Annotated in this window: 22 protein-coding genes; 9 read left to right on the top strand and 13 right to left on the bottom strand. The window is 66.3% G+C overall.

Annotated elements, in window-relative coordinates; translation table 11 throughout:
- Positions 1-145: 145 nt before the first annotated feature.
- Both AC2YJX_RS16660 and tsaD read left to right on the top strand, forming a co-directional pair.
- On the top strand, positions 146-1,312 hold the full coding sequence (locus tag AC2YJX_RS16660; RefSeq protein WP_121419415.1) for a branched-chain amino acid ABC transporter substrate-binding protein: 1,167 nt from the start codon (positions 146-148) through the stop codon (positions 1,310-1,312).
- Positions 1,313-1,422: 110 nt separating this feature from the next.
- Entirely contained in the window at positions 1,423-2,463 is a 1,041-nt protein-coding gene (gene tsaD / locus AC2YJX_RS16655; protein ID WP_056058330.1) for a tRNA (adenosine(37)-N6)-threonylcarbamoyltransferase complex transferase subunit TsaD, read from the top strand.
- Positions 2,464-2,528: 65 nt separating this feature from the next.
- Here tsaD and AC2YJX_RS16650 read toward each other — a convergent pair whose 3' ends face one another.
- Genes AC2YJX_RS16650 through AC2YJX_RS16625 form a run of 6 tightly spaced genes read right to left on the bottom strand, consistent with a single transcriptional unit; the run spans position 2,529 to position 8,505 of the window.
- On the bottom strand, positions 2,529-3,980 hold the full coding sequence (locus AC2YJX_RS16650) for an aldehyde dehydrogenase (protein WP_487256686.1): 1,452 nt from the start codon (positions 3,978-3,980) through the stop codon (positions 2,529-2,531).
- A 46-nt stretch (positions 3,981-4,026) separates the two neighbouring features.
- Entirely contained in the window at positions 4,027-4,737 is a 711-nt protein-coding gene (locus tag AC2YJX_RS16645) for an ABC transporter ATP-binding protein (protein WP_487256685.1), read from the bottom strand.
- A complete protein-coding gene (locus AC2YJX_RS16640; RefSeq protein ID WP_228900119.1) occupies positions 4,734-5,492 on the bottom strand; it encodes an ABC transporter ATP-binding protein in 759 nt (252 codons plus the stop codon). Before AC2YJX_RS16640 ends, AC2YJX_RS16645 begins: the two co-directional genes overlap by 4 nt.
- The gene (locus AC2YJX_RS16635; RefSeq protein WP_487256684.1) at positions 5,485-6,417 is read right to left on the bottom strand and encodes a branched-chain amino acid ABC transporter permease; all 933 of its coding nucleotides are present in this window, start codon (positions 6,415-6,417) and stop codon (positions 5,485-5,487) included. Before AC2YJX_RS16635 ends, AC2YJX_RS16640 begins: the two co-directional genes overlap by 8 nt.
- Positions 6,414-7,292 (bottom strand): branched-chain amino acid ABC transporter permease, encoded by an 879-nt coding sequence (locus AC2YJX_RS16630; protein WP_108498983.1) that lies wholly within the window; start codon positions 7,290-7,292, stop codon positions 6,414-6,416. Before AC2YJX_RS16630 ends, AC2YJX_RS16635 begins: the two co-directional genes overlap by 4 nt.
- 4 nt (positions 7,293-7,296) lie before the next feature.
- Positions 7,297-8,505: an amino acid ABC transporter substrate-binding protein gene (locus AC2YJX_RS16625; RefSeq protein ID WP_487256683.1), complete on the bottom strand. Its 1,209-nt coding sequence runs from the start codon at positions 8,503-8,505 to the stop codon at positions 7,297-7,299.
- Positions 8,506-8,724: 219 nt separating this feature from the next.
- Between AC2YJX_RS16625 and AC2YJX_RS16620 the strand changes: the two genes are divergently transcribed.
- The 5 genes from AC2YJX_RS16620 (at position 8,725) to AC2YJX_RS16600 (ending at position 14,931) form a co-directional block, all read left to right on the top strand.
- On the top strand, positions 8,725-9,705 hold the full coding sequence (locus tag AC2YJX_RS16620) for an AraC-like ligand-binding domain-containing protein (protein WP_228900112.1): 981 nt from the start codon (positions 8,725-8,727) through the stop codon (positions 9,703-9,705).
- 352 nt (positions 9,706-10,057) lie between these two features.
- On the top strand, positions 10,058-11,503 hold the full coding sequence (locus AC2YJX_RS16615) for an efflux transporter outer membrane subunit (protein WP_487256682.1): 1,446 nt from the start codon (positions 10,058-10,060) through the stop codon (positions 11,501-11,503).
- A 61-nt stretch (positions 11,504-11,564) separates the two neighbouring features.
- Entirely contained in the window at positions 11,565-12,953 is a 1,389-nt protein-coding gene (locus tag AC2YJX_RS16610) for an efflux RND transporter periplasmic adaptor subunit (protein ID WP_487256681.1), read from the top strand.
- Complete coding sequence (locus tag AC2YJX_RS16605; protein ID WP_487256680.1) at positions 12,950-13,726, top strand: ABC transporter ATP-binding protein; 777 nt, start codon at positions 12,950-12,952, stop codon at positions 13,724-13,726. The genes AC2YJX_RS16610 and AC2YJX_RS16605 overlap by 4 nt, the downstream gene beginning before the upstream one ends.
- Positions 13,726-14,931: an ABC transporter permease gene (locus AC2YJX_RS16600; protein WP_487256679.1), complete on the top strand. Its 1,206-nt coding sequence runs from the start codon at positions 13,726-13,728 to the stop codon at positions 14,929-14,931. The genes AC2YJX_RS16605 and AC2YJX_RS16600 overlap by 1 nt, the downstream gene beginning before the upstream one ends.
- 83 nt (positions 14,932-15,014) lie before the next feature.
- Here AC2YJX_RS16600 and AC2YJX_RS16595 read toward each other — a convergent pair whose 3' ends face one another.
- Positions 15,015-15,407: an Hsp20/alpha crystallin family protein gene (locus AC2YJX_RS16595; protein WP_487256678.1), complete on the bottom strand. Its 393-nt coding sequence runs from the start codon at positions 15,405-15,407 to the stop codon at positions 15,015-15,017.
- Between the two features lie 92 nt (positions 15,408-15,499).
- On the opposite strand from AC2YJX_RS16595, the gene AC2YJX_RS16590 reads away from it, so the two are divergent.
- The gene (locus AC2YJX_RS16590) at positions 15,500-16,846 is read left to right on the top strand and encodes a branched-chain amino acid ABC transporter substrate-binding protein (protein WP_487256677.1); all 1,347 of its coding nucleotides are present in this window, start codon (positions 15,500-15,502) and stop codon (positions 16,844-16,846) included.
- A gap of 70 nt (positions 16,847-16,916) precedes the next feature.
- Here the strand turns inward: AC2YJX_RS16590 and AC2YJX_RS16585 are convergent, their stop codons facing one another.
- The 6 genes from AC2YJX_RS16585 to AC2YJX_RS16560 form a co-directional block, all read right to left on the bottom strand.
- Positions 16,917-17,687, bottom strand: a complete 771-nt coding sequence (locus tag AC2YJX_RS16585; protein ID WP_369801391.1) for an ABC transporter permease — start codon at positions 17,685-17,687, stop codon at positions 16,917-16,919.
- Positions 17,684-18,664, bottom strand: a complete 981-nt coding sequence (locus AC2YJX_RS16580) for an ABC transporter ATP-binding protein (protein ID WP_228900101.1) — start codon at positions 18,662-18,664, stop codon at positions 17,684-17,686. Before AC2YJX_RS16580 ends, AC2YJX_RS16585 begins: the two co-directional genes overlap by 4 nt.
- A 213-nt stretch (positions 18,665-18,877) precedes the next feature.
- Positions 18,878-19,954: a lytic murein transglycosylase B gene (gene mltB, locus AC2YJX_RS16575; RefSeq protein ID WP_487256676.1), complete on the bottom strand. Its 1,077-nt coding sequence runs from the start codon at positions 19,952-19,954 to the stop codon at positions 18,878-18,880.
- 137 nt (positions 19,955-20,091) lie between these two features.
- Positions 20,092-22,119, bottom strand: a complete 2,028-nt coding sequence (locus AC2YJX_RS16570) for a transglutaminase TgpA family protein (RefSeq protein WP_228900095.1) — start codon at positions 22,117-22,119, stop codon at positions 20,092-20,094.
- 112 nt (positions 22,120-22,231) lie between these two features.
- Positions 22,232-23,287, bottom strand: a complete 1,056-nt coding sequence (locus tag AC2YJX_RS16565; protein WP_121419432.1) for a DUF58 domain-containing protein — start codon at positions 23,285-23,287, stop codon at positions 22,232-22,234.
- Between the two features lie 3 nt (positions 23,288-23,290).
- Positions 23,291-24,211 carry an AAA family ATPase gene (locus AC2YJX_RS16560; protein WP_010460095.1) on the bottom strand — a complete coding sequence of 307 codons (921 nt, stop codon included), beginning with the start codon at positions 24,209-24,211 and terminating at the stop codon, positions 23,291-23,293.
- Positions 24,212-24,312: 101 nt separating this feature from the next.
- On the opposite strand from AC2YJX_RS16560, the gene AC2YJX_RS16555 reads away from it, so the two are divergent.
- Positions 24,313-25,218, top strand: a complete 906-nt coding sequence (locus tag AC2YJX_RS16555) for a histone deacetylase family protein (protein ID WP_121507086.1) — start codon at positions 24,313-24,315, stop codon at positions 25,216-25,218.
- Positions 25,219-25,283: the final 65 nt, after the last annotated feature.

Below are 25,283 nucleotides of genomic sequence, written 5' to 3'. Positions count from 1 at the left end.
GGCTGCAGGCTGGCAGCAGGTTGCGGCAGCTTCCAAGGCCTGAAACTTGCTAATAGTTTGTCGATGGGCAGGGCATACCCGATAGCAGCTACCCGGTCGCATCGCATATACATCTGGTCACATTGACCCATTCAAGAGGATTTGCATGAACAAGCACATTGACCGGCGGCGTATCTCTGCCGGCTTGGCCCTGACCACCGTGGCGGTATCCGCGCTGCTGGTGCTGACAGGCTGCAGCAAGGTGCCCGACACCATCAAGATCGGCGTGGCCCAGCCCCTCTCCGGCCCCTTGGGCGCGCTGGGGCAGGATTTGCTCAACGGCGTCAACCTGGCCGTGGCGGAACTGAACAAGGGTGGCTACACCGTGGACGGCAAGCGTGTGACGCTGGAGGTGGTGTCGGTGGACGACAAGGCCGACGCCGCCACCGGCAAGACCGTGGCGCAGCAGCTGGTGGACTCGGGCGTGGTGGCGGTGATCGGGCACCTGAATTCGGGGGTGAGCATTGAGACGGCTCCGATTTACGCCGCCAAGGACATCGCCCAGATCGCCATCTCCACCAACCCCAAGTTCACGCAACTCGGCTTCCCAACCACCTTCCGCATGGTGGCCAATGACACCTTGCAGGCGCGCGCTATCGGCTCGTTTGCCGCCACACAGCTGGGTGCCGCCCGCTACGCTGCGCTGGACGATGGCACGCCTTACGGCAAGGGCCTGGCCGACGGGGCTGCCGAGCAGCTCAAGGCTGAAAAGAAGGAAGTGGTGGTGCGCAAGTCGTTTGACGACAAGACGGTGGCTTTCGATGAACTGGCTGGCGAGCTGAAGGCCGCCAAGGTCGAGGTCATCGTGTCCACCCTCAACGACTTTCAGGCCCTGGCTCTGCTCGAAGCCCTGCGCAAGGTGGACCACACCAAGGTCAGCCTGCTGGGCGGGGACACCATCAAGACCACCGACATGACCAAGGCCATGGGCATGGTCGAAGGCGTCTACGCCACATCGCCCGTACTGGAAGCCAAGGAGTTCACCACCGGCAAGCCCTTCCTTGAAAAGTACATCGAGGCCTACAAGAAGCCCCCGGCCTATGGCGGCCACTACAGCTACGACAGCACCTATGTGCTGTCAGCCGCCATCCAGAAGGCCAAGTCGGCCGATCCGAAAGCGATCACCAAGGCCATGCACAGCATCAACGGCTATGCGCCCGTGATCGGCACCATGACCTGGGACGACAAGGGCGAACAGCGCTACGGCGCCGTGGGCGTGTATGAACTGCGCAGCGGAAGCTGGGAACTGCGCATGCGTTCGGACCGCTGGTAAGCAAGCCGCCGCGTCGGCAAGCGCCATCCATCCGCACAACCCCTGCTGGCGACTGCCAGCAGGGGTTTTTGCATCCGACCCTGAACGGGGCCGGGTTTTACACTCGGGGCATGAGTTTGCTGATCCTCGGTATTGAATCTTCGTGCGACGAAACGGGCGTGGCATTGGTCCGTTCCACGGGCAATGCCGTGCCCACGTTGCTGTCGCACGCGCTGCACAGCCAGATTGAGATGCACCAGGCCTACGGTGGCGTGGTGCCCGAGCTGGCCAGCCGTGACCACATCCGCCGCGTGTTGCCGTTGGCCACGCAGGTGCTGACCGAGTCCGGCCAGTCGCTGGCCGATGTGGACGTGGTGGCCTACACCCGCGGGCCGGGCCTGGCCGGTGCGCTGCTGGTGGGGGCGGGCGTGGCGTGCGCGTTGGGCGCTGCACTGGACAAGCCGGTGCTGGGCGTGCACCACCTGGAGGGGCACCTGCTGTCGCCCTTCCTCAGCGCCGACCCGCCTGAATTCCCTTTTGTGGCCCTGTTGGTATCAGGCGGTCACACCCAGCTGATGCGTGTGGACGGCGTGGGCCGCTACGAGATCCTGGGTGAGACCATTGACGATGCGGCTGGCGAGGCGTTCGACAAGTCCGCCAAGCTCATGGGCCTGGGCTACCCGGGTGGGCCAGCGCTCTCGCGCCTGGCTGAGCAGGGCGATGCCGCAGCCTTCAAGCTGCCGCGCCCGCTGTTGCACAGTGGCAACCTCGATTTCTCTTTTGCCGGGCTCAAGACGGCGGTGCTCACGCAGGCCAAGAAGCTGGGTGACGAACTGGAGGCACGCAAGGCCGACTTGGCCGCCAGCACGGAGGCTGCGATTGTCGAAGTGCTGGTGAAGAAGACGCTGGCCGCGCTCAAGCAGACCGGCCTGAAGCGCGTGGTGGTGGCCGGTGGTGTGGGGGCCAACCGGCACCTGCGCGCGCAGCTCAACACGTCCTGTGCCGCCGCCAAGGTGCGGGTGCACTACCCTGAGCTGCACCTGTGCACCGACAACGGCGCCATGATTGCCATGGCGGCGGCCATGCGGCTGCAGGCAGGGCAGCAGCAGGCCAACACCGACTACGCCTTTGACGTGAAGCCGCGCTGGCCGCTGGATGCGATCACGGTTTGATTATCTGAATAAAAAAGGCCGATACCGCCTGTCCAGCAAGCGTTAGCAGCTATCTTTTTTGATTTTCAAAAGGGGTAGTGGCGGGGTGTCGTCTGCACCGTGATCCAGCGCAACTCGGTGAACTCGCGCACGCCCGCCATGCCGCCAAAGCGGCCGTAACCCGAACTTTTCACGCCACCAAACGGCATCTGCCCTTCGTCGTGCACCGTGGGGCCGTTGATGTGGCAGATGCCCGACTCGATGCGCGCGGCCACGTTCCAGGCCTTGGCCACATCGCGGCTGAACACGGCGGAGGACAGGCCGAACTCGTTGTCGTTGGCGCAGGCAATGGCTTCCTCGACGCCGTTCACGCGCACCACGGGCTTGACGGGGCCGAACGATTCTTCGCGGTAGATGTCCATCTCGGCCGTCACATGGTCGAGCACCGTGGCCTGCATCAGCGTGCTGTCGCTCTTGCCGCCGCAGACCAGCGTGGCGCCCTTGGCCAGTGCGTCGTCGATGAGGGCGTTGCAGCGGTGCACGGTGGCCATGTCCACCACCGATCCCAGCACCACTGGGCCCTTGCGTGGGTCGCCCAGCGGCAGGGATTGGGCACGCGCGCCGAGCTTCGCCACAAACGCGTCGGCCACGGCGTTGTCCACGATGATGCGTTCGGTGGACATGCAGATTTGGCCCGAGTTGGCGAATGCGCCGAACACGGTGCCTGCGACAGCGGCGTCGATGTCCGCGTCATCCAGCACCAGCAGCGGGGCCTTGCCGCCCAGCTCCAGCACCACGGGCTTGAGGTACTTGGCGCAGGTCTGCGCAATGATGCGGCCCACCTTGGTGGAGCCGGTGAAGTTGATGCGGCGCACTGCCGGGTGGGCCACGATGGCCTCGACCACGGCGCCCGCATCGGCGGGTGCATTGGTCACGAAGTTCACCACACCGGGGGGCAAACCGGCCTCCTGCAGCGCCTCGATGATGAGGCCGTGTGTGGCGGGGCACAGCTCCGACCCCTTCAGGATCACCGTGTTGCCGCAGGCCAGCGGGGTGGCGATGGCGCGCACGCCCAGGATGACGGGTGCGTTCCACGGTGCAATGCCCAGCACTACGCCCGCCGCCTGGCGCACACCCATGGCCAGGCTGCCGGGCACGTCGGACGGAATCACTTCGCCTGCAATCTGCGTGGTCAGGGCGGCGGCTTCCTGCAGCAGGCCGGCAGCCAGGTGCACGTTAAAGCCCGCCCACATGCCCGAGGCGCCGGTCTCGGCCGCCATGGCCACCGCAAAGTCGGCCGTGCGGGCCTCCAGCGCATGTGCTGCCTTGAGCAGCAGCGCGCGGCGCGCGTTGGGCCCCAGGGCCGACCAGGCCGGGAAGGCCTTGGAGGCTGCGTCGGCAGCGGCCTTGGCGTCGGCCACGCTGGCAGCGGGTGCCGTGGTGGCGACCGAACCGTCCAGCGGGTTGCGACGCTCAAACGTGGCGCCGCCGGTGGCTTGCCCGCGCTCGCCGTTGATCAGCATGGAAATGGCAGTCATTGAAAGCTCCTGAAAAAGAACAGATAAAAAAGGGGGAAAGAGGTATTCAGGTCATGCCCAGGTAGGCTTGTCGAACCACGTCGGACTGCAGCAAGTCAGAGGCTGCGCCAGACGCCACGATGCGTCCTCGCTCCAGCACATAGCCGCGCTGCGCGATCTGCAGTGCCTTGCGCACGTTCTGCTCCACCATGAGCACGGTGACGCCCTGTGCGGCAATGCGCTGCACGATGGCGAGCAGCTCATCGACCATGCGCGGCGCCAGGCCCAGCGAGGGCTCGTCCAGCATCAGCAGGCGCGGGCCGCTCATCATGGCGCGGGCCACGGCGACCATCTGCTGCTCGCCGCCGCTCATGGTGCCGGCTAGCTGTGTGGCGCGTTCTTTGAGGCGGGGAAAGTCTTCAAACGCCTGGTGCAACCGCTCGGCGCGCACCCGCGACGGCACCAGCCAGCCGCCCAGCTCCAGGTTCTCGGTCACCGTCATCTGCGGGAACAACTGGCGACCTTCGGCGACCAGCGCCAGGCCGCGTTGCACGCAGGCCGTGGCGTTCATTGCAGGCACGGCCTGGCCGTCGAGCGTCACCGAGCCTTGGCGCGGCAGCAGGCCCGCCAACGCCTTGAGCAGCGTGGTCTTGCCCGCGCCGTTGGGGCCGACGATGACGGTGATGCCGGGCGCGGCTTCCAGTGTCAGGTCCTGCAGCACCTGAAAGCCGTGGTAGCCCGTGGTCAGGTTCTGCACGGTGAGGTGTGCGACGCTCATGCCGTGGCTCCTTCGCTGGTGGCTGTCATTTCGTCACCCAGATAGGCCTCGATCACATGGGGGTCGCGCACCACTTCCGCGGGCGTGCCGTCTGCAATCTTGCGGCCCTGGTGCAGAACCAGCACACGCTCCACGTACTTGAGCAGCGTGGTCACCGCATGCTCGATCCACACCACGGTCAGGCCCCAGTCATCGCGCAGGCGGCGGATGCGCTGGGCCATGGCATCGACCTCCGCTTCTGTCAGACCCGCAGCCACCTCGTCGAGCAACAACAGGCGCGGGCGTGTGCCCAGGGCCATGCCGATCTCCAGCAGGCGCTGCTGCGAAGGCGTCACGTCGGCGGCAGGGCGGTCGGCCAGGTGCGCCAGGCCCAGCATGGCCAGGATCTCGCCCTCGCTGCGCAGGCCCTCGGGCCCCTGGCGGTGGCGGCCTGCGAACTGCATGCCAAAGCGCACGTTGTCGCGCACCGTCATGTCGGGGAACACGCGTGGCGTCTGGAAGGTGCGGGCAATACCGTGGGCTGCATAGTGGTGCGGGCCCTTGCCGGTCAGGTTGTCGGCACCACAGTGCAGCGTGCCCGAGGTAGGCGGTTGCACGCCCGAGATGGCGTTGAAGAACGTGGTCTTGCCCGCACCGTTGGGGCCGATGATGCCGATCAGCTCGCCCGTGTGCAGCGTGGCGCTCACGCCATCCACGGCAGTCAGGCCGCCAAAGCGCACGGTCACGCTGTCAATGGTCAAAAGTGCTTCAGCCATGGTGTGCTCCCTCGGCAGGCTTGCGCCGTTGCCACAGTGTGGCCAGGCCATTGGGCAGGTACATCACGCACAAAATCAGCAGCAGGCCCAGCACCATCATGTAGCCGTAAGGCAGCTGCAGGCGCAGGGTTTCGGCCAGCAGGCTGAAAACGATGGCCGCCAGGATGGGGCCGCCAATGCTGGTCGCGCCGCCAATCAGTGCGATCAGCACGGTCTGGAAGCCGATGAAGGGGCTGAACACGGCTGCGGGCTCGATGTAGGTCCAGCGCACGGCCATGGCCGCGCCCACGGCGCCTGCAAAGGCGGCGGTGATGCCAAAGCCTGCGATCTTGGCCAGGCGCGTGTCCACGCCCAGCGTCTGGGCACGCTGCTCGTCGGCGCCGATGCCCGACAGCGCCAGGCCAAACCGGCTGCGCTGGATGGCAATGGCGGTGGCAATGGCCGCCGCCGCGATCAGCAGCACCGTGAGGTACACGGTCTCGTTGCTGGGCACCACCGTGAGCACGCGGCCCACGGTGCCCGACACCTGCTTTTCGACAAAGGTCACCGCGTGGCGGATCAGCTCCGTCATGCCAAAGGTCAGCACCGCAAAGTAGGTGCCGCGAAGGTGCAGCACGGCCGCGCCCATCACCACGGCCACGATGGTGGCGATCAGTGCGCCGCTCAGAATCACCAGCGGCCAGGGCAGCACGCCCAGCAGCGTGGCACTGGTGTACGCACCAATGCCGAAGAAGGCCGACGTGGCGAGTGAGAGGTAGCGGGTGGCGCCGCAGAACAGCGACCAGCTGGTGGCCAGCGCGATGTACATCAGGCAGCTGAGCAGCACCGAGGTGGCGAACTCGGACACCAGCCAGGGCAAGGTGGCGACCACGGCCACCCCCGCTGCCAGTGCGAGCCAGGGCTTGTTGGAATGGAGGAGTTTCATTTCTTGCTAAACAAACCGTTGGGGCGCCAGATCAGCACGCCGATGAACACTGCATAGCTCAGCAGCATCTTGAGAGACGGGCTGCTGAAGTGCATGCCCAGCGCCTCGACCACCCCCAGCAGCAGGCCACCGGCCAGACTGCCCGCCAGGCTGCCGAAGCCGCCCAGCGTGATGACGATCAGTGCCGTCACGGTGTAGGGCTCGCCCATCGACGGAGAAATCTCGTACGTCATCGAGAGCAGCGCACCCGCCACGCCCGACAGGCCCAGTCCAATGCCAAACATCATGGGATGCAGGCGCCGCGTGTTGATGCCCACCAGCTGCGCGCCCGTGGGCGACTGCATCAGCGCCCGCACGGCCTTGCCCAGCAGCGTGAGCTTGAGCAGCGCGATCAGCGCGGCCGACAGCGCCAGCGCCACGCCGAACAGCACCAGCTTGTTCTCGGTGAAGCGCATACCCGCGATCTGCACCGGGTCGGCCAGGTATTCATAGCCACGCAGATCGCCGCCCCAGATCAGGAGCGCGGTGTTCTGCACCAGGAACATGAGGCCAAAGCCCACCATCAGGCTGCGCGCCTCGAAAACGTCCACATTGGGTGCGCGGGCGGCCAGGCGCTTGAAGCACAGCGCATGCACCACCACGCCCAGCGCAAACAGCGCGATGAAAGCCAGCGGCATCAGCAGCAGTGGCGAGATGCCCCATAGGGTGTGCGCGGACCAGGTGAGGAATGCGCCCAGCATCAGGAACTCGCCATGCGAGATGTTCATGATGCGCATCAGCCCGTACTGCAGGTTCAGGCCCATGGCCACCAGCGCATAGATGCCGCCGGTAATGAGGCCACTGGCGACCAGTTCGGCCCAGGAAGTCAGAGACACTTTGTTATTTCCAGGCTGGTTTCGCGGTGTTCAACTGCGCCGTGGCGCGGTCCTTGGGCCACACGACTTCGAAGTCGCTGCCCTGCCACTGGCTCACGGTGCCGGGGATGGAGGCGTTCTCGCTGCCCTGGAATCGAATACCACCCAGGATGGTTTGGAACTCGTTCTTGGCGATGTGTTCGCGCAGTGCCTTGCGGTCCAGGCCCACCTTTTCCACGGCCTGCTGCAGGATCTGCAGGCCGGCCCACGCGTGGCCGCTGGCCCAGCGGTCGGGCTCCTTGTTGAACTTCTTCACGTGGGCGTCGAAGTACGCCTTGGCCTCGGGGCTTGTCTTCACGCTCCAAGATCCCATGCCAATCACGCCCTCGGTGTTGGCGGCCATCACGTTCTTGTAGAGCTGGAAGGCCGTGCCCACCGAGGCGTAGAAGAACTTGGGGTTCAGCCCCACCTCGCGCGCCTGGCGGCTGGCCAGGATGGTGTCGGGCGGGTACGTGATGCCGATGAAGGCGTCGGGGTTCTGGTCCTTGATGCCGCGCAGCACGGGCGCCAGGTCCTTCACACCCAGCGGGTAGCTCTTGCGCTCCAGCACCTGGATGCTGGTCTTCTTGAGCGCGTTGTTCAGCGCGGCAAAGTTCTCCAGACCAAACAGGTCGTCCATGTAGACGATGGCAATGGTCTTGACGTTGTTGGCCACCAGCATGTCCACCAGCGCTCCCATCATCTTGTCGGGCTGCTGCAGCAGCGAGAAGAAGTAGGGCAGATTCATGTCGATGAGCTTGCGCGACAGCGCCGTGGGCGCCAGCAGTGGGTAGCCGAAGCGGTTGGCCAGCGGCGCGATGGCGAAGTTGGCGCCCGAACCCCAGGGCGGCAGGATCAGGTCCACCTTGTCGCTGCCCATCAGCTTTTCGTAGGTGCGCACGCAGGTCTCGGTCTCGCTGCGGTCGTCGTAGCCGATGAGTTCGATGGGGCGCTTGGTGCCCTTCACGCTCAGGCCGCCCGCTGCGTTCACTTGCTCGGCCCACAGCAGGTAGTTGGGCTCCTGGCTGACCTGGGCACCGGCCGCCCAGGGGCCCGTGCGGGCAATGGCATAACCGATGCGCACGGGTGCCGCGCTGCTGCCCTGGGCCCACAGCTGGGGCGCCACGGCCAGGGTGCCGACCGCGGCGGCGGCGCCCTTGATCCACTGGCGCTTGGAGGGTTGGTGTGCTGTCATTGTGTGTCTCCTCGGATGGGGCCTGCGTGGTGCACGCCGTGCCGGGAATCGTAGGCAGACGCGTTCATGCGCGCTGCGCTCAGCGTGCACAAAACGCTTGCCTCAGCGTGCAGACGGCAGCGGGTTTACCCGGATTTCCCTCGGTGGCACGGGGTAACGGGGAGTCCGATAATTCAGCCGCATAACCATCAGGCTTGCGCAACCCGCACTGGAGACACCATGGCCCATCCCCTGACCGAGGTATCCACCGACGCCGTGCCTGCGCGCGACCGCCTGCACCTGTGGGGCGATGCGGTGTGGCGCCTGATTGGCGGGCTGGAGTCCGACGCGTTTGGTGACGATGCCTTTGCAGGCCACATCACCTCGGGCCAGGCGGGCTATGTGAACCTGTGCCAGCTGGACGTGAGCCGCCACCGCGTGGTGCGCACCCCCAGCCTCATCCGGGGCAGCGACCGGGCCTACATCAAGGTGGTGGCGCAGCTGGAGGGGCGCGCGTGCTTTGAGCAGAACGGACGCCAGGTATGGTTGTCGCCGGGTGAGTGGAGCGTGTACGACACCACACGCGCCTACGCCGTGAGCAACCCCGAGGCCGTGCGCCAGATGGTGCTGATGATCCCCAAGGAACAACTGCCCGAGCGCAAGCTCAAGCTCGATGACCTGATGGTGCAGCGGTTCTCGGGCACCAGTGGCGTGTCGCGGCTGGCCTGGGACACCATGCGCGCCGCGTTTGCCGAGCTGCCCACCATGTCCGACGCCGCCGCCGATGGCGTGGCCGATGTGATCACGCACCTGGTGCAGCTGTCGCTGCTGGAGCGCAACGGGCAGCAGAGCCTGCTGTCGCAGCGCGAGGCCCTGCGTGACCGCATCAGCCAGTACATCGACCGCCACCTGGGCGACCCCGACCTCACCATCGACCGCATGGCCCAGGCGCTCAACTGCAGCAAACGGCACCTGTACAACGCGGTGGCTGATGACGAGGAAACCCTGGCCGCCATGATCCAGCGCCGCCGCCTGGAAGCCTGTCTGCGCGACCTGCGCCACCCGGCGCATGCACAGCGCTCGGTCACCGACATTGCGCTGTCCTGGGGCTTTAGCAACAGCGCGCATTTCAGCCGCGCGTTCCGCTCGCATGTGGGGTGCAGCCCCAGCGAATACAGGGTGCGAGCGGGGCTGTCTCTGGGCTTGGCGCACGCGCACTGAGGGCCAGGTGTCCTGGGTGGGAGATTCGTTTTATAAAGACGCCGAGAATCGCTGCCATGCTGCGTTGCAAATCCTCGCGATAGCTACGGCTATCGCTGCGGTTTGCGCCTTGCCTGACGACGATTTCGGCATCTTTATTTCATCAACGAACTTCCAACTCGGGACACTCGCGAGGCGGCCATTGGCCGTCTGTCCGCTGGCGAACCGATAGCCATGTTTTTTGATAGGGCCACGCCGGTGGATGGTGACGCCTTTGCGTTGCATCAATTCTTTACCTGGGGTTGACCCTTTCGGTACGTTTTGACCTGAATGGCTCCTCACAATCGGGTTTTCCCTCGAGCGATGCCTTTCCATGAGTCCTTCCCATCGCGTCACTGCCGACGTCCTGCGCGCCCACCCCAGGTGCAGCGCACCGCTTGTACAGATAGCGCTCGCCACGCTGCTGGTATTGGTGATCTCGGGCTGCGCAAGCCTGGAGCCCAAGGATAGCCAGTTGCCCGCCGTCGCCGTGCCAGCGGCGTGGGCTGCGGGCGCGGGTGGCAATACAACTCCCGATCAGGGTGCCACTTCTTTGGCCCAATGGTGGCAGCGTTTTGACGACCCTTCGCTCACCACGCTGGTAGAACAAGCCCTGCGGGCCAACACCAGCGTGCGCACCGCCCAGGCGTCATTGCAGCAGGCGCGCGCCCAGGTGGATGTGCAATCGGCCGGCCTGGCGCCGAGCGTGGGGGCCTCGGGCTCGGCGCAGCGAAGCCGGGCCAGCAACAGCACGGGCAACACCTTCCAGGCCGGTTTTGATGCGAGCTGGGAGCCCGATGTGTTTGGCCGCCTGCGCAGCGGCGTGAGCGCCAGCGAGGCTGACGCCCGCGCGGCAGAGGCCAGCCTGGCCGACGTGCAGGTGTCGCTGGCCGCCGAGGTGGCCGTCAACTACGTCGAGCTGCGCGGGCTGCAGCAGCGCCTTGCCATTGCGCGCAGCAACCTGGCCAGCCAGCAGGAGACCTTACAGATCACGCAGTGGCGCCTGCAGGCCGGGCTCACCACCTCGCTCGTCACCGAGCAGGCCCGTGCAGCGGCCGAGCAGACCGCCGCGCAGATTCCCAGCCTGGAAGCCAGCCTGGCGCAGTCGCGCTACAGCCTGGCCGTGCTGACAGGCCAGGTGCCCGGCGCGCTCGACGCTACCCTGGCCGCCAGTGCCCCCGTGCCGCAGCCCACCGCAGAACTGACGCTGGCAATCCCGGCCGAGACGCTGCGCCAACGCCCCGATGTGCGTGCGGCCGAGCAACGCATTGCAGCCGCCCTGGCGCGCGTGTCGCAGGCCGATGCGGCGCGCTACCCCAGCTTCTCCCTCGGTGGCTCGCTGGGCCTGCGTGCCCTCACGCTGGGCGCGCTGTCGGGCGGCGGTGCGGTGACCAGTGCCTTGCTGGGCAGCGTGTCCATCCCGCTGCTGGATGGTGGCGCCGCCCGCGCACAGGTGCGTGTGCAGTCTGCCGCGCTGGAGCAGGCCCGCGTGGCCTACGAAGCCACCGTGCTCACGGCCCTGCAGGATGTGGAGAACGCGCTGGTGGCCTTGCGTGGCGATCGTGAAAAGCTGGAGCGACTGACGGCCGCCGCTGACGCCGCCCGCAACGCCGCGCTGCTGGCACAGCAGCGCTACAGCAGTGGTCTCATCGACTTTCAGGCGGTGCTGGAGACGCAGCGCACGCTGCTGTCCACTCAAGAGAGCGTGGCCACCACCACCGCTGCCGTCGCGGCAGACCATGTGCGCCTCTACAAGGCCTTGGGGGGAGGCTGGCAATAGCCGCCTTGCTAATCCAGCCCCTGTCCTTATCGCCAGCCCTCCAATCTCTGATTCACGTCCCATGCCAAACACCGACACCCCCGCGACATCCACACCCGCCAAGGCGGCCCCCGCCGACCTGAGCGCCCTGCTGGGCGCGGATCGCCCGCGCCGCTGGTGGCAGCGCACTACCGTGTGGCTGGGGGTGGCCGCGCTCGTGGTGGTGGGCAGTGGCTTGTATGCCTGGCAATCGCGCCAGAGCGCCAGCACTGCACCCACCTATGTCACCGAAGAGCTGCGCCGGGGCAATCTCACACTCACCGTGTCGGCCAACGGCACGCTGCAGCCCACGCGCTCGGTCACCATTGGCAGCGAGTTGTCGGGCACCGTGCGCAACGTGTTGGTGGATGTGAACGACAAGGTCAAGAAGGGGCAACTGCTGGTAGAGCTGGACACCGCCAAGCTCGAATCGCAGGTGCTGCGCTCGCGCGCCTCGCTGGCGTCGGCGCAGGCCCGCCTTGCCCAGGCCGTGGCCACCACCAAGGAGGCCATTGCCAACTTTGGCCGGCTCGAAGAAGTGGCGCGCCTGTCCGGCGGCAAGGTGCCCTCGGCCTCCGAGCTGGACGCAGGCCGCGCCACGCTGGACCGCGCCCGCGCCGATGAAACCAGCGCCCGCGCCACGGTGGAGGACGCCCGTGCGGCGCTGTCCACCGACGAGACCAACCTGTCCAAGGCCTCCATCCGCTCGCCCATCGACGGCGTGGTGCTGACCCGCACGGTGGAGCCTGGTAACGCGGTGGCCGCATCGCTGCAAGCGGTGACGCTGTTCACCGTGGCCGAAGACCTCACGCGGCTGCGGCTGGACGTGAGCGTGGACGAAGCCGATGTGGGTTCGGTCAAGGTGGGTCAGGACGCGAGCTTCACGGTCAGTGCCTATCCCTCGCGCCGCTACCCGGCCCAGGTCACGCGCGTGTCGTTTGGATCCACCAAGACGGACAACGTGGTCACCTACATCACCTGGCTGGAGGTGAACAACGGTGACATGAGCCTGCGCCCCGGCATGACGGCGGCGGCCACCATCACCTCCACCGAGCGCAAGGATGTGCTGCTGGTGCCCAACACGGCGCTGCGCTTCACGCCTGCGCAGGCCGCAGGGGTCGATGCGAAACCCGGGGCGGGTGGCGCCAAGCCCGGCGCATCGGGCAGCGGCAGTGGTGGCGGCATCATGTCGCAGCTCATGCCGCGCATGCCACGGTCTGGCTCGGGCCCACGCAAACCGGGTGCGGGGGGCGAGGCGGGCGATGGCGCGGGCAAGACGCGGCAGGTGTGGGTGCTGCAGGACGGTGCCGCCAAGCCCATCGATGTGCAGGTGGGCATCAGCGATGGCCGCCATACCGAGGTCACGGGCGAGGGCCTCACGCCCGGCATGGCCGTGATCACCGACCAGCGCGCGGCCGGGGCCAAGCCATGAGCGTGGCTGGCGACACCCCCATCATCCGCCTGCGTGGCGTGACCAAGGTCTATGGCGAAGGGGCGCTGGCCTTTCAGGCGCTCAAGGGCGTTCATCTCGACATTGCGCAGGGCGACTTTGTGGCCATCATGGGCCCCAGCGGCTCGGGCAAGTCCACGGCCATGAACACGCTGGGCTGCCTGGACCGGCCCACCACGGGCGAATACCTGTTCAAGGGCGTGCATGTGGAGTCGCTCTCGCGCGACGAGCGGGCACGGCTGCGGCGGCGCTACTTTGGCTTTGTGTTCCAGGGCTTCAACCTGCTGGCGCGCACCTCGGCGCAAGAGAACGTGGAGCTGCCCCTGCTGTACCGGGGCGAGTCCGCCGCGGCGCGCCATGCGGCGGCCGCGCGCGCGTTGGAGGCGGTGGGCCTCAAGGGCTGGGAACACCACACGCCCGCCGAGCTGTCGGGCGGGCAGCAGCAGCGCGTGGCCATTGCGCGCGCCATCGTCACCGAGCCCGATGTGCTGCTGGCCGACGAGCCCACCGGCAACCTCGATACCCAGCGCAGCTTCGAGATCATGGAACTGCTCTGGCGCCTGAACGTGGACCACGGCATCACCGTGCTGATGGTCACACACGAGCCCGACATGGCGCAGTACGCGCGGCGCATCGTGCGGTTTGTGGATGGCGTGGTGGACAGCGACGCGCCCAACCTGCACCCCAAGGGCCTGGACGCTGATGCTGTATCGAACGTATCGAATGTGGTCACTGCGGATTCAGGAGGCCACTGATGTTGCTCAACACCCTGCTGCTGGCGCTGCGCTCCATCCGGCGCAATCTCATGCGCTCTTTCCTCACCATCCTGGGCATCGTGATCGGCGTGAGCGCGGTGATCACCATGGTCACGCTGGGCAATGGCGCCACGCTGGCCATCCAGAACCAGATCTCGGGCCTGGGCACCAACCTGCTGCAGGTGCGACCCGGCCAGCGCATGGGGCCCGGCGGCGGCACCGGCGCCCCGGCCTTCAAGGACACCGATGCCGAAGTGATCGCGCAGCAGATCGGCGGCATCCTGGCCGTGGCGCCCGAGGCGCGCGCCGCCGCCACCGCCGTGGTGGGCGGGCGCAACTGGACGACCAGTGTGATCGGCAGCACCAATGCCTGGCTGGAGACCGGCAACTGGACAGTGCGTACGGGCCGCGTCTTTACCGACGCCGAATTGCGCGCGGGCGCCGCCGTGTGCCTAATCGGCGAAACCGTGCGGCGCGAGCTGTTTGGCACGGCCGATGCCGTGGGCGGCCAGTTGCGCGTGAAGGCGTTTTCGTGCGAAGTGGTGGGTGTGCTCGCGTCCAAAGGGCAGGGCGCGTTTGGCAACGACCAGGACGACACCGTGCTGGTGCCGCTGCGCACGCTGCAGCGCCGCGTGACGGGCAATACGCGGGTGAATACGCTGTTGGTCTCGATGAAGGATGGCAGCGACCCCGAGCGGGTCAAGGCCAGCCTGACGCAACTGTTGCGCGAGCTGCGCAAGCTGTCGGACTCGGACGAAGACAACTTCAACGTGCTCGACACCAAGCAGCTGGCCGACACGCTCTCGGGCACCACCAAGGTGCTGACCACGCTACTGGGTGCGGTGGCCGCCGTGAGCCTGCTGGTGGGCGGCATCGGCATCATGAACATCATGCTGGTGAGCGTGACCGAGCGCACGCGCGAGATCGGCCTGCGCCTGGCCATTGGCGCGCTGGAGCGCGAGGTGCTGCTGCAGTTCCTGATCGAGGCCGTGGTGCTGGCCGCTTTGGGCGGGCTCATCGGCATCGTGCTGGCCACAGGCGCGTCGCTCGCGCTGTCGGGGCTGATGGGGGTGCCCTACCTGTTCAACCCCGGGGTGAATTTGCTGTCGTTTCTTTTCTCTGCGGGCATTGGCGTGGTGTTTGGCTACTTCCCGGCACGGCGCGCTGCCCGCATGGACCCCATCGATGCGCTACGGCATGAGTAATGCATCCGGTCTGGAAAGAGAATTTGAATGAAAAACGCCCGTACCGCTTATGGTACGGGCGTTTATAGCTATTAATTCAATAGTTAGTGGATCGTCAGCGTGGTGGCCTTGCTGGCAGGCTCCACCTTGGCCAGAGTCAGCGTCAGTACGCCGTTTTTCAGTTTGGCGCTACTGTTGGCGGCGTCGATGTCGGCGGCCAGCTCCCAGGCGCGCTGCACCTTGCGGGGGGCTCCTTCCACACTTTGCAGGCGCACCACGTTGCCTTCAATGCTGATCTGCAACTGCTCGCGGGCCAGGCCGGGCACATCCAGCTGCAAGGTGGTGGCTTTGTCGTCCTGCGTGACAGTGCAGCCTGCTGCAGAACGTGCGGCAGCGGGGTCGGCCAGCGTGCCCATCAGAAAACGCTGCAGTGCCAGGTCGGCGGAACGGGGTGCTTGGGCGTAGGCGGCGCGGCGGATCACGGGGGCGAAGATCATGGGGTACTCCTATACACTGCGCGGCTCTCGACGTGGTCGCCGCATGCCAAAGAGGTGTGTGCGGCCACGCCGCATTTCAAGGGAAAAATGGCATGAATAAATTGCACTCCGTGGGCTTGAAAACAGGCGCAGCGGCATTACGTCAATCCGTTTTGGCCGCAGCAGCCACGCTGTGCTGCGTGCTGCTGCCGGTGTCCGCCAGCCATGCCCAGGCTGCAGCGCCAGCCACTGCCGTGGCGCAGGCCAAGCCCGTGAAGGTGGCGCTCATCGAAAGCCTGTCGGGCGCATTTGCCAACACGGGCGAAGCGGTTTACCGCAACATCTACTGGGCCATGGAACGTGTGAACGCGCGGGGTGGCGTGCAGTTGCCAGCCGTTGCGGGTGGCCCCCGCCCGGTGGCGCTGGAGCGCTACGACAGCAAGGGCCAGAACGAAGAGGCGCTGTCGGCCCTGCGTGCGGCCATCGACGATGGCGCGCAGGTCATCCTGCAGGGCAATTCATCGGCTACGGCGGCGGTGCTGATCGAGGCGATCAACAAACACAACGAGCGCGAGCCGAACAAGCGCGTGATATTTCTGAACTACTCGGCGGTGGACCCCATCCTCACCAACGAGAAGTGCAGCTTCTGGCACTTTCGTTTTGACGCCCATGCCGACATGCGCATGGCCGCGCTGATGGATGTGATGCGCGAAGACAAGTCCCTCAAAAGTGTGTACCTCATCGGCCAGGACTACAGCTTTGGCCAGGCCGTGCTGCGCGAGGCCAAGAAGCAGCTGGCCGCACAACGCCCCGATGTGGCGGTGGTGGGCGACGAGCTGCACCCGGTGGGCCGCGTGAAGGACTTTGCACCCTACGCCGTCAAGATCAAGACCAGCGGCGCGCAGGCGGTGGTCACAGGCAACTGGGGCAATGACCTGACCCTGCTCGTGAAGGCCGCGCGGGAAGTGGGCTACGAGGGCAGCTTCTACACCTTCTATGGCAACGCGCTGGGTGCGCCCGCTGCCATGGGTGATGCAGGCATTGGCAAGGTGGTGGCGGTGGCCGACTGGCTGCCCAATGTGCCAGGCGCCCAGAGCGAGGCGTTCTACCAGTCTTTCCGCGAGCGTTTTCCCAAGCCGCAGGACGACTACGTGCACATGCGCATGCAGCTCATGGTGGAGGCGCTGGCCCAGTCCATCGAGCGTGCGGGCAGCACCGACGCCGTGGCCGTGGCGCGCCAGATGGAGAAGGCCGATGTGCGGCTCTCGGGCCAGGGCGGCAGCATGCGCGCGGCGGACCACCAGTTCCAGCAGGCGCTGGTGGTGGGCGTGATGGACAAAAAAGGCGCGCCGGGCGTGAAGTTTGATGTGGAAGGCTCTGGCTACGGCTTTCGCGTGGTGCGGCAGATTCCTGCTGCCAAGGCGCAGCAGCCGCACAGCTGCAGTATGCAGCGGTATTGAGTCCACGTCCTGAACCGTTCACGCTGAGTCCGCCGAAGGGCTCAGCCTGAATGTTTTTGGGGCGGCGGGCTCAACGCCGGATGCGGCGCCCCGTCTTGAACACCCACCACACCACGACGAGGCACGCGGCCATGAACACCAGCGTCATGCCCGTGCTCACGCCAATGTGGACATCTGCCTGGCCGTAGAACGCCCAGCGCAGTCCGCTGATGAGATAGACCACCGGGTTGAACAGCGAAACGGTCTGCCAGAACGGTGGCAGCATGTTGATGCTGTAGAACGCCCCGCCCAGAAAGGTCAGCGGCGTGATGACCAGCAGTGGGATGACCTGCAGCTTTTGGAAGCTGTCGGCCCACAGGCCGATGATGAAACCGAACAGGCAGAACGTGACGGCGGTGAGCACGAGGAAACCCACCATCCACACCGGGTGCGCCACTTCGTAGGGCACAAACACCCGGGCCGTGGTAAGGATGAGCACCGACACCAGCAGCGACTTGCTGGCCGCCGCGCCCACGTAGCCCAGCAGTACCTCCACCCAGTTCACCGGCGCGCTGAGCAGCTCGTAGATGGTGCCCGACCACTTGGGCATGTAGATCCCGAAGGCCGAGTTGGAGATGCTCTCGGACAGCAGCGACAGCATGAGCAGCCCGGGGATGATGTAGGCGCCGTAACTTACGCCGCCGATGTCGCCCATGCGTGAGCCGATGGCGGAGCCAAAGACGATGAAGTACAGCGCGGTGGTGAGCACGGGTGCGATCAGGCTCTGCATCCAGGTGCGAAACGCACGGTTCATCTCAAAGCGGTAGATGGCGCTGACGCCATGCCAGTTCAGGCCGTTCATGCTTGGGGTGCTTTCTGCTGAGGGGTGTCCTGGTGCACCAGGCTCACAAAGATGTCTTCGAGCGAGCTTTCGCTGGAGTGCAGATCCTTGAAGTCAATGCCGTGCTCGGCCAGTGCGCGCAACAGTGCGGCAATGCCCGTGTCCTCCTGCTGCGTGTCGAAGGTGTAGGTCAGCGCGGTGCCGCCCTGGCTCAGCACGAGCGGCCAGCGTGCCAGCGCGTCGGGCACTTGGTCCATCGGCTGCTGCAGGGTCAGCGTGAGCTGCTTCTTGCCCAGCTTGCGCATCAGCACGTCCTTGTCTTCCACCACGATCAGCTCACCCTTGCGAATCACACCGATGCGGTCGGCCATGTCTTCGGCCTCTTCGATGTAGTGGGTGGTGAGGATGATGGTGGTTCCCGCGTCGCGCAACTCGCGTACCAGGCGCCACATGTCATGGCGCAGCTCCACGTCGACGCCAGCACTGGGTTCGTCCAGAAACAGGATTTTGGGCTCGTGCGACAGCGCCTTGGCGATCAGCACGCGGCGCTTCATGCCGCCCGACAGCGCGAGGATCTTGCTGTCCTTCTTGTCCCACAGCGACAGGTCCTTGAGGATCTTCTCGATGAACGCCGGGTTGGGCGCCTTGCCAAACAGGCCCCGGCTGAAGTTGACTGTGGCCCACACGGTTTCAAACGAATCGGTGTGCAGCTCTTGCGGCACCAGGCCAATGGCCGCGCGGGCGGCGCGGTAGTCGCGCACGGTGTCGTGGCCGTCTGCGGTGATGGAGCCGGCCGTGGCATTGCTCATGCCGCAGATCACGCTGATGAGCGTGGTCTTGCCCGCGCCGTTGGGCCCGAGCAGGGCAAATATTTCGCCGCGCCGGATGTCCAGGTCGATGTTCTTGAGCGCCTGAAAGCCGCCCGCGTAGGTTTTGCTCACGCCGCGCACCCGGACGATGGCGTCCACAGCGGGCGTTGGAGAAGGTGATACAGGCATGAAGAAAAGGGGTGGGTGGGGGTGGGCAAAGAGGTGTGCCGCTGCTGCAGGGCTGCCGGGCCAGCGGTCCAAGCCGGGCATTGTGGACTGACTTGCGCAAGCGCGCTTGCAGGCGCCGCCAAACCCCGCATCGGCCGTCCGGCCGTCCTCCTGCCGGGCCTGCGGTGCGCCGCAGCGCCTCCCCCAAAAAACGCCCCGGTGCGCCTGCGCGGGTCAGCGCGCGCGCGCCGCCGCCACTTCGCGGCCCAGCTCGATCACCGCCATCGCGTAGTAGCTCGACCAGTTGTAGCGGGTGATGGCGTAGAAATTTTCGGTGCCCGCCACATAGCTCGGCGCCTCTGCGCCGTTTTGCAGCTCCACCAGCGCAAGCGGGCCGTTGTGTTGTACGCCAGCCGCGTCGAGCACAGCGCCCTTGGCTTGCATGCTGGCCACGCTGAAGGTGGGCAGGATGTCGGGCGCCAGCAGGTCATCCATCTGCAGCCGTGCCGTGTCGAACTGCACGCCAAAGTGCGTGGGCATGCCCGGCGTCCAGCCGTGGCCCCGGAAGTAGTTGGCTACCGAGCCGATGGCGTCGGCCGGGCTGTTGAACAGGTCCACGCGGCCATCGCCGTCATAGTCCACGGCGTAACGCACCCAGCTCGACGGCATGAACTGTCCCAGGCCCATGGCACCAGCGTAGCTGCCGCGCGGCTCGAACGGGTCGGTGTTGCTGCGGTTGGTGAGGCTCAGGAACTGCTCCAGCTCGCGGCGGAAAAATTCGGTGCGCTCCTTGGCGCGAGGATGGGCTGATGGGAAATCAAACGCCAGCGTGGCCAGCGCGTCCATCACGCGGAACGTGCCCATCTGCTGGCCGTAGATGGTCTCCACGCCGATGATCCCCACGATGATCTCGGCAGGCACGCCGTACTCGCGCTCGGCCCGCTCCAGCATGGCCTGGTTCTCCTGCCAGAACCGCTGGCCGGCGCGGATGCGGATGGGGTCGATGAAGCGGCTGCGGTACACGCGCCAGTTCTTGGCCGTGCCCTTGGGTGGCGGCAGCATGAGCCGGGGCACCTGCGGCAAAAAATGCGCCTGCCCGATGGCCTGGCGCACCCATTCGCGGTCCAGGTCGCGGCGCGCAGCCAGGTCGTCGGCAAACTGCAGCGCCTCGGGGCGCGATGCGTAGAGCACGGCTGGCTTTTGCTTTGTGATGCTGGTTTTGGAGGATTTTTGCGGGCTAGCGCTTACTGGTAGTGCGCAAGCAGCTATCAAAAATATAGCTGTTGTGATCCATGGAGCTGTCTTCTTCATTTGGGTTGTTCGTTACTTTGTTTTGTCCCTGCGCCCCGAAACCGACGCGACCCAGGCCAGGGATGCCAAGCAAGGGCCGCCCCGCAGCAAGGGCATCGTCCCCTTGGGGGGAAGCGGCGAAGCCGCTCAGGGGGGATTCATCGGTTTGGCCAGGGCAGTGCGCGAAACTCGCGCCGCAGGGCTCCCAGTTCGGTGTCGGGGTGGGGGGCGTAGCGCAGGCGTTCCAGCCGCAGCAGCCAGTCTGCCACCCCAGCAGCCTGCGGGCCGAAGTGCGCGCGCACCCGTTCGGCCATGGCGCGAGGGGGCAGGGTTTCGGGCAGCGTCAGGCCGGCGCGCGCCAGGCGCTGGCGCGTGCGGGCCAGTAGCCGCAGCCAGGGGTCGTGCTGGGCACGTTCCCAAAGGCTCCAGCCCATGCCACCCAGTGCAGCCGCGATGACCAGGCTGCCCAGCACGGTGGTGAGGTCCTGCCAGCTGGGAGATTCAAACCCCAGCGCCTTGAGCAGGTCCATCTGGCGGCTCTGGGTGTAGTTGAGCACCCACTGGTTCCAGCCGTTGTTGACGGCTTCCCACACGGCCCGCAGGTTCTGCACCATGCCCGGGCTGAGAGTGCCCAAGGCGTTGGCGAACGCACCCTGGGGCGCGCGCAAACGCTGGAACTGGCCCACGCGGTTCGGCGAGACGGCGCCTGTGGGATCTACACGCACCCAGCCACGCCCCTCCATCCAGACTTCGGACCAGGCATGGGCATCGGCGTTACGCACCGTCCAGTAGCCATCCACGGGGTTGCGCTCGCCGCCCTGGTAGCCCGTGACGATGCGTGCTGGCACATCCATCGCGCGCATCAGCACCACGAAGGCCGAGGCAATGTGTTCGCAAAAGCCTTCCTTGCGGTCAAACCAGAACTCGTCGGCGGTGTGCTGGCCATAGACGCCTGGATCGAGGGAGTAGTTGTAGCCCCCTGTGCGCAGGCGTTGCAGGACGGCATTCACCAGAACTTCCGTGCGGGCGTTCGCCAGTGCAGGGTCTGCCCGCATCTGTGCCGCCAGCTCCAGGGTGCGCGGATTGAAGCCCGGTGGCAGCTCGGTGTACACGCGCAACTGCCGCACCGACTGCTGCGGGCCATGGCGGAATTCCGGGTAGCTCACGGCCTGGTAGCGCATCACCTCGGTGATGGGACGTGCGGTCATCCACTGCAGATCCTGCGTCATGTAGGCCTGCATGTTGTTGGGCAGCTGGGGCGCCTCGGGGGTCGCCTCCAGCACCATCAGCCAGGGCTGGCGCTGGGGTTCGAGCGTTACTTCATAGCGCACCGCCGGGCCGCTGACCTGCAGATTGGCGGGCAGGGCTGCACGTGCGGCCCAGGCGCTGTCTTCGCGGAAGGGCTCGGCCTGCCATTCCCGGCCATCGAACGCGGTCATGACGGGTCCACGAAAGTACAGCGTGGATTGCGCAGGCACATCGGTGGGCGCCCCCTCAAAGCGCAGGCGGATGGCCACGCGCTCATCCAGTGCGATCTCGGCCATGTCCCCGATCTTCATCGTGCCCGACAGGCCGCTACGCCCGGAGAGGTTTTCGCCGGGCATGCCCCACAGCGGTGACATGCGTGGGAACAGCATGAACAGCGCCACCATGATGGGCGCGCCCAGCAGGGCCATGGTGCCCGCCATGCGAAAGGTCTGCGCCAGCGGCGGGCGCCCTACCGGCATGTGGGCATTGACCAGTGCCATGAGCAGCCCCAGCAGCGCCACCAGCATGGCGGCGGCAGTCAGCAGAGATTGCGAGAAGAAGAAATTGCTGAGCATCGTGAAGAAGCCCAGGAAGAACACCACCATGGCATCGCGGCGTGCGCGCAGCTCCAGCATCTTGAGGGCGAGCAGCATGACGATGAGGGTGACACCCGCATCCCGCCCGAGTATGGTGCGGTGCGTGAACAGCGTGCCTGCCACCGCTACCAGGAGCAGGGCGGCCACTGTCCAGCGGCCGGGCAGAGGGCGGCCCGTCCAGGCCAGCCAGCCGCGCCACAGCAGCAGGCCGCCAGCCAGAAGGCTGGTCCACACCGGCAGGTTGGACACCTGCGGCGCGATCACCCAGACGATCACGAACAGCAGAAAAAGCGTGTCGCGGGCGTCGCGAGGCAGGGAAACAAGGGTCTGTCGCAGGTTCATGGCAAGGGGGCACGCCCGACAGGTGGTGATTGATTTGCTATCAAAAATGTAGCTTTCTGCGCTTTTCTAGCAAGCGCAAGGTGCCAGTTTGATCTAAATTTTGAGGGACGAATCAGCACAATGCCAGTGCCTCCAGGCAATTTCTGCGATGGGCCGCCCCCGTGTCCGGGGCGATCTCCACACCCGGCAGGCGCAAGCCATAGTCCAGCCCCAGCCGGTCGGCCTGCAGCACCCAGGCGGTGAGGCGCGAGATGCGGGCCTCGTGGTCGGGCAGTGAGGCACGGGCCAGGTCCAGCCACAGCTCGTGCCGCTGGGCCTGCTGGGCGTCGCGGCTCACCAGGTCGTCGGTGCCAGTGGCCAGCGACTTGGCGGCCTTCTTCCAGACCACGAGCTTGAGCGGATCGCCCCGGCGGTAGGCGCGCACACCGTCGAATTCGCCAATGCCCTGTGTGGGCGTGTTGCCCGCTCCGCCCGCGCGCGGTTCGCCAGACGGCAGGGGCGGTGTCGGTGTTTCGGGTGCGGGGTAGACCAGCACCTGGGCAGCGGGGCGCCAGTAGGTCCAGACGCGGAAGGTGCCCAGCGGAAAGCGCGTCTCGGCGGTCAATGTGGGAACGCGGTGCAGGCCCCGGCGCTCGGGCTTGAAAGCGACTTGCACGCTGGACTGTCCTTGCGCTGGCACGTCGGTCCAGGCCCAATGATGGGGTTCCTTTTGCGCCTCCTTGCCCGTGCCGTGCACCGACAGGGCGATGCCGTAGCGCGGGGTCTTGCGCTCGCTGGACAGCTGGATGTCAAACGCGGTGCTGCTGCCCATGAAGTGCGGCTCGGGTGCTTTCAGGTGCAGGGTCAGGCCGCGCAGGTTGGCGTGGCAGATGTGCATGCCGATCACCGCACTGCCCGCCAGCAAAAAGGTGAGCAGGTAGCCCAGGTTGAGCTGGTAGTTGATGGACGCGATGAGCAGCACGATCAGCGTCAACGCCAGCATCCAGCCCGAACCGGTGGGCAGGATGTAGACATTGCGCTGCGTGAGCGCCAGCGTGTCGCTCAGCGGCAGGCGCGCCTGCCACCAGCGCTGGAAGCGGCGGCGCAGCGGCGCAAATGGGTTGAGCGTGGCGGCCAGGCTGCGCCAGCGCGCAAGGGGTGGGAGGGGCGGTGGGGTGGCGGATTCCATGGGTCAGGGCAACGGAACCGCTTCGACCATCGCGCGCACCTGCTCCACCGCACCGCGTCCGGCGTCGCCCACGGGCACCAGGCGGTGGGCAATGGTCTGGGGCAGCACCGCCTGCACATCATCGGGCGCCACATAGTCGCGCCCGCTGATGAGGGCCTGCGCCTTGGCCGCGCGCACCAGGGCAATGCCCGCGCGGGGCGAGAGCCCTTGCAGAAACCACCGGCCCGAGCGGGTGGCCGCAATCAGGTCCTGCACATAGTTGAGCAGCGGATCGGCCGTGTGGATGGCCTGCACCTGGCGCTGCAGCTCGGCCAGTTCCTCGTCGGACAGCAGGGGCAGCATGGTGTCCACCATGTCGCGCCGGTCCGCGCCCGCCAGCAGCACACGTTCGGCGGCGCGGTCGGGGTAGCCGATGGAGATGCGCATCAAAAAGCGGTCGAGCTGCGACTCGGGCAGCGCGAAGGTGCCCAGCTGGTCGTGCGGGTTCTGCGTGGCGATCACGAAGAACGGGTGGGGCAGGGCGCGGGTTTCGCCCTCCACCGACACCTGCTTTTCTTCCATGGCTTCGAGCAGCGCGCTTTGCGTCTTGGGGCTGGCGCGGTTGATTTCGTCGGCCAGCAGCACCTGGGCAAACACCGGGCCGGGGTGGAACACGAAGGCTTCCTTGCCGCGTTCGTACACCGACACGCCGGTCAGGTCGCTGGGCATCAGGTCGGCCGTGAACTGCACGCGCGAGAACTGCAGGCCGAAGGTGCGTGACAAGGCGTGGGCCAGGGTGGTCTTGCCCACCCCGGGCACGTCTTCGATCAGCAGGTGCCCCCCCGCCAGCAGGCAGGCCACGCAGTCCTGGACCTGGGCCTGTTTGCCCACGATCACCGTGTTAAGCTGATCCAGAAGTGATTTGATTTTGTGCTGTGCGTTCATGGCATGACGTTATCCGAAAAATTGAGAAAAATGCGACACGCGGGGACAAGACTGTGAGCAAGACGGGCTATTTCACCCATCGGGATTGTTGGAAGCACGAGATGGGCCCGGGCCACCCCGAATGCCCCGAACGGCTGGACGCCATTGAGGATCGCTTGCTGATCACCGGCGTGGCCGACGCGCTGGAGCGCTACGACGCCCCCGAGGCCTCGCTGGCCGACATCGAGCTGGCCCACGGCCGCATGCACATTGCGGCGTTGCGCGGCCTGTCCGACCGGCTCAACGAAGAGCTGATGGCTGGCGGCCCCAACTACGCGCAGATCGACACCGACACCTCCATCAACGCCCACACCTGGAAGGCGTCGCTGCGCGCTGCGGGGGCGGCCCTGGCCGCCACCGATGCCGTGATGGCGGGCGAGGTGGAAAACGCGTTCTGCTCGGTGCGTCCCCCCGGCCACCATGCCTGCCGCGACAAGGCCATGGGTTTCTGCTTCTTCAACAACGTGGCTGTGGCGGCCAAATATGCGCTGCAGCGCTACAACCTGCAGCGTGTGGCGGTGGTGGACTTTGACGTGCACCACGGCAATGGCACCGAGGACATCCTGGCCAATGACCCCCGGGCGCTGATGGTCAGCATCTTCCAGCACCCGTTCTACCCCTACAGCGGCGACCATGATCCCGCCCCGAACATGGTCAACGTGCCCGTGCCCGCGTACACGCGGGGCATGGACATCCGCGAGATCATCGAAATGATGTGGATGCCCCGGCTGGAAGCCTTCAAGCCCGAGATGATTTTTGTGAGTGCGGGTTTTGACGGCCACCGCGAGGACGACATGGGCCAGCTGGGCCTGACCGAGCAGGACTACGCCTGGATCACCCAGCGTGTGAAGGACGTGGCGCGCCGCTATGCCAAGGGCCGCATCGTGTCGTGCCTGGAGGGCGGCTATGTGATGGGGCCGCTGGCGCGCAGTGTGGAGGCACATTTGCGGGTCCTCGCGGATTTGTGACCAACCCCCTGAGCGGCTTCGCCGCTTCCCCCTTCTCTTGCATCGCTGCGCGATGCGGAAGGGGG

Source organism: Acidovorax sp. SRI_002, from assembly GCF_057586455.1.
Note: the sequence above shows the minus strand (reverse complement) of the source record. Positions and strands in the feature narration are given on the sequence as shown.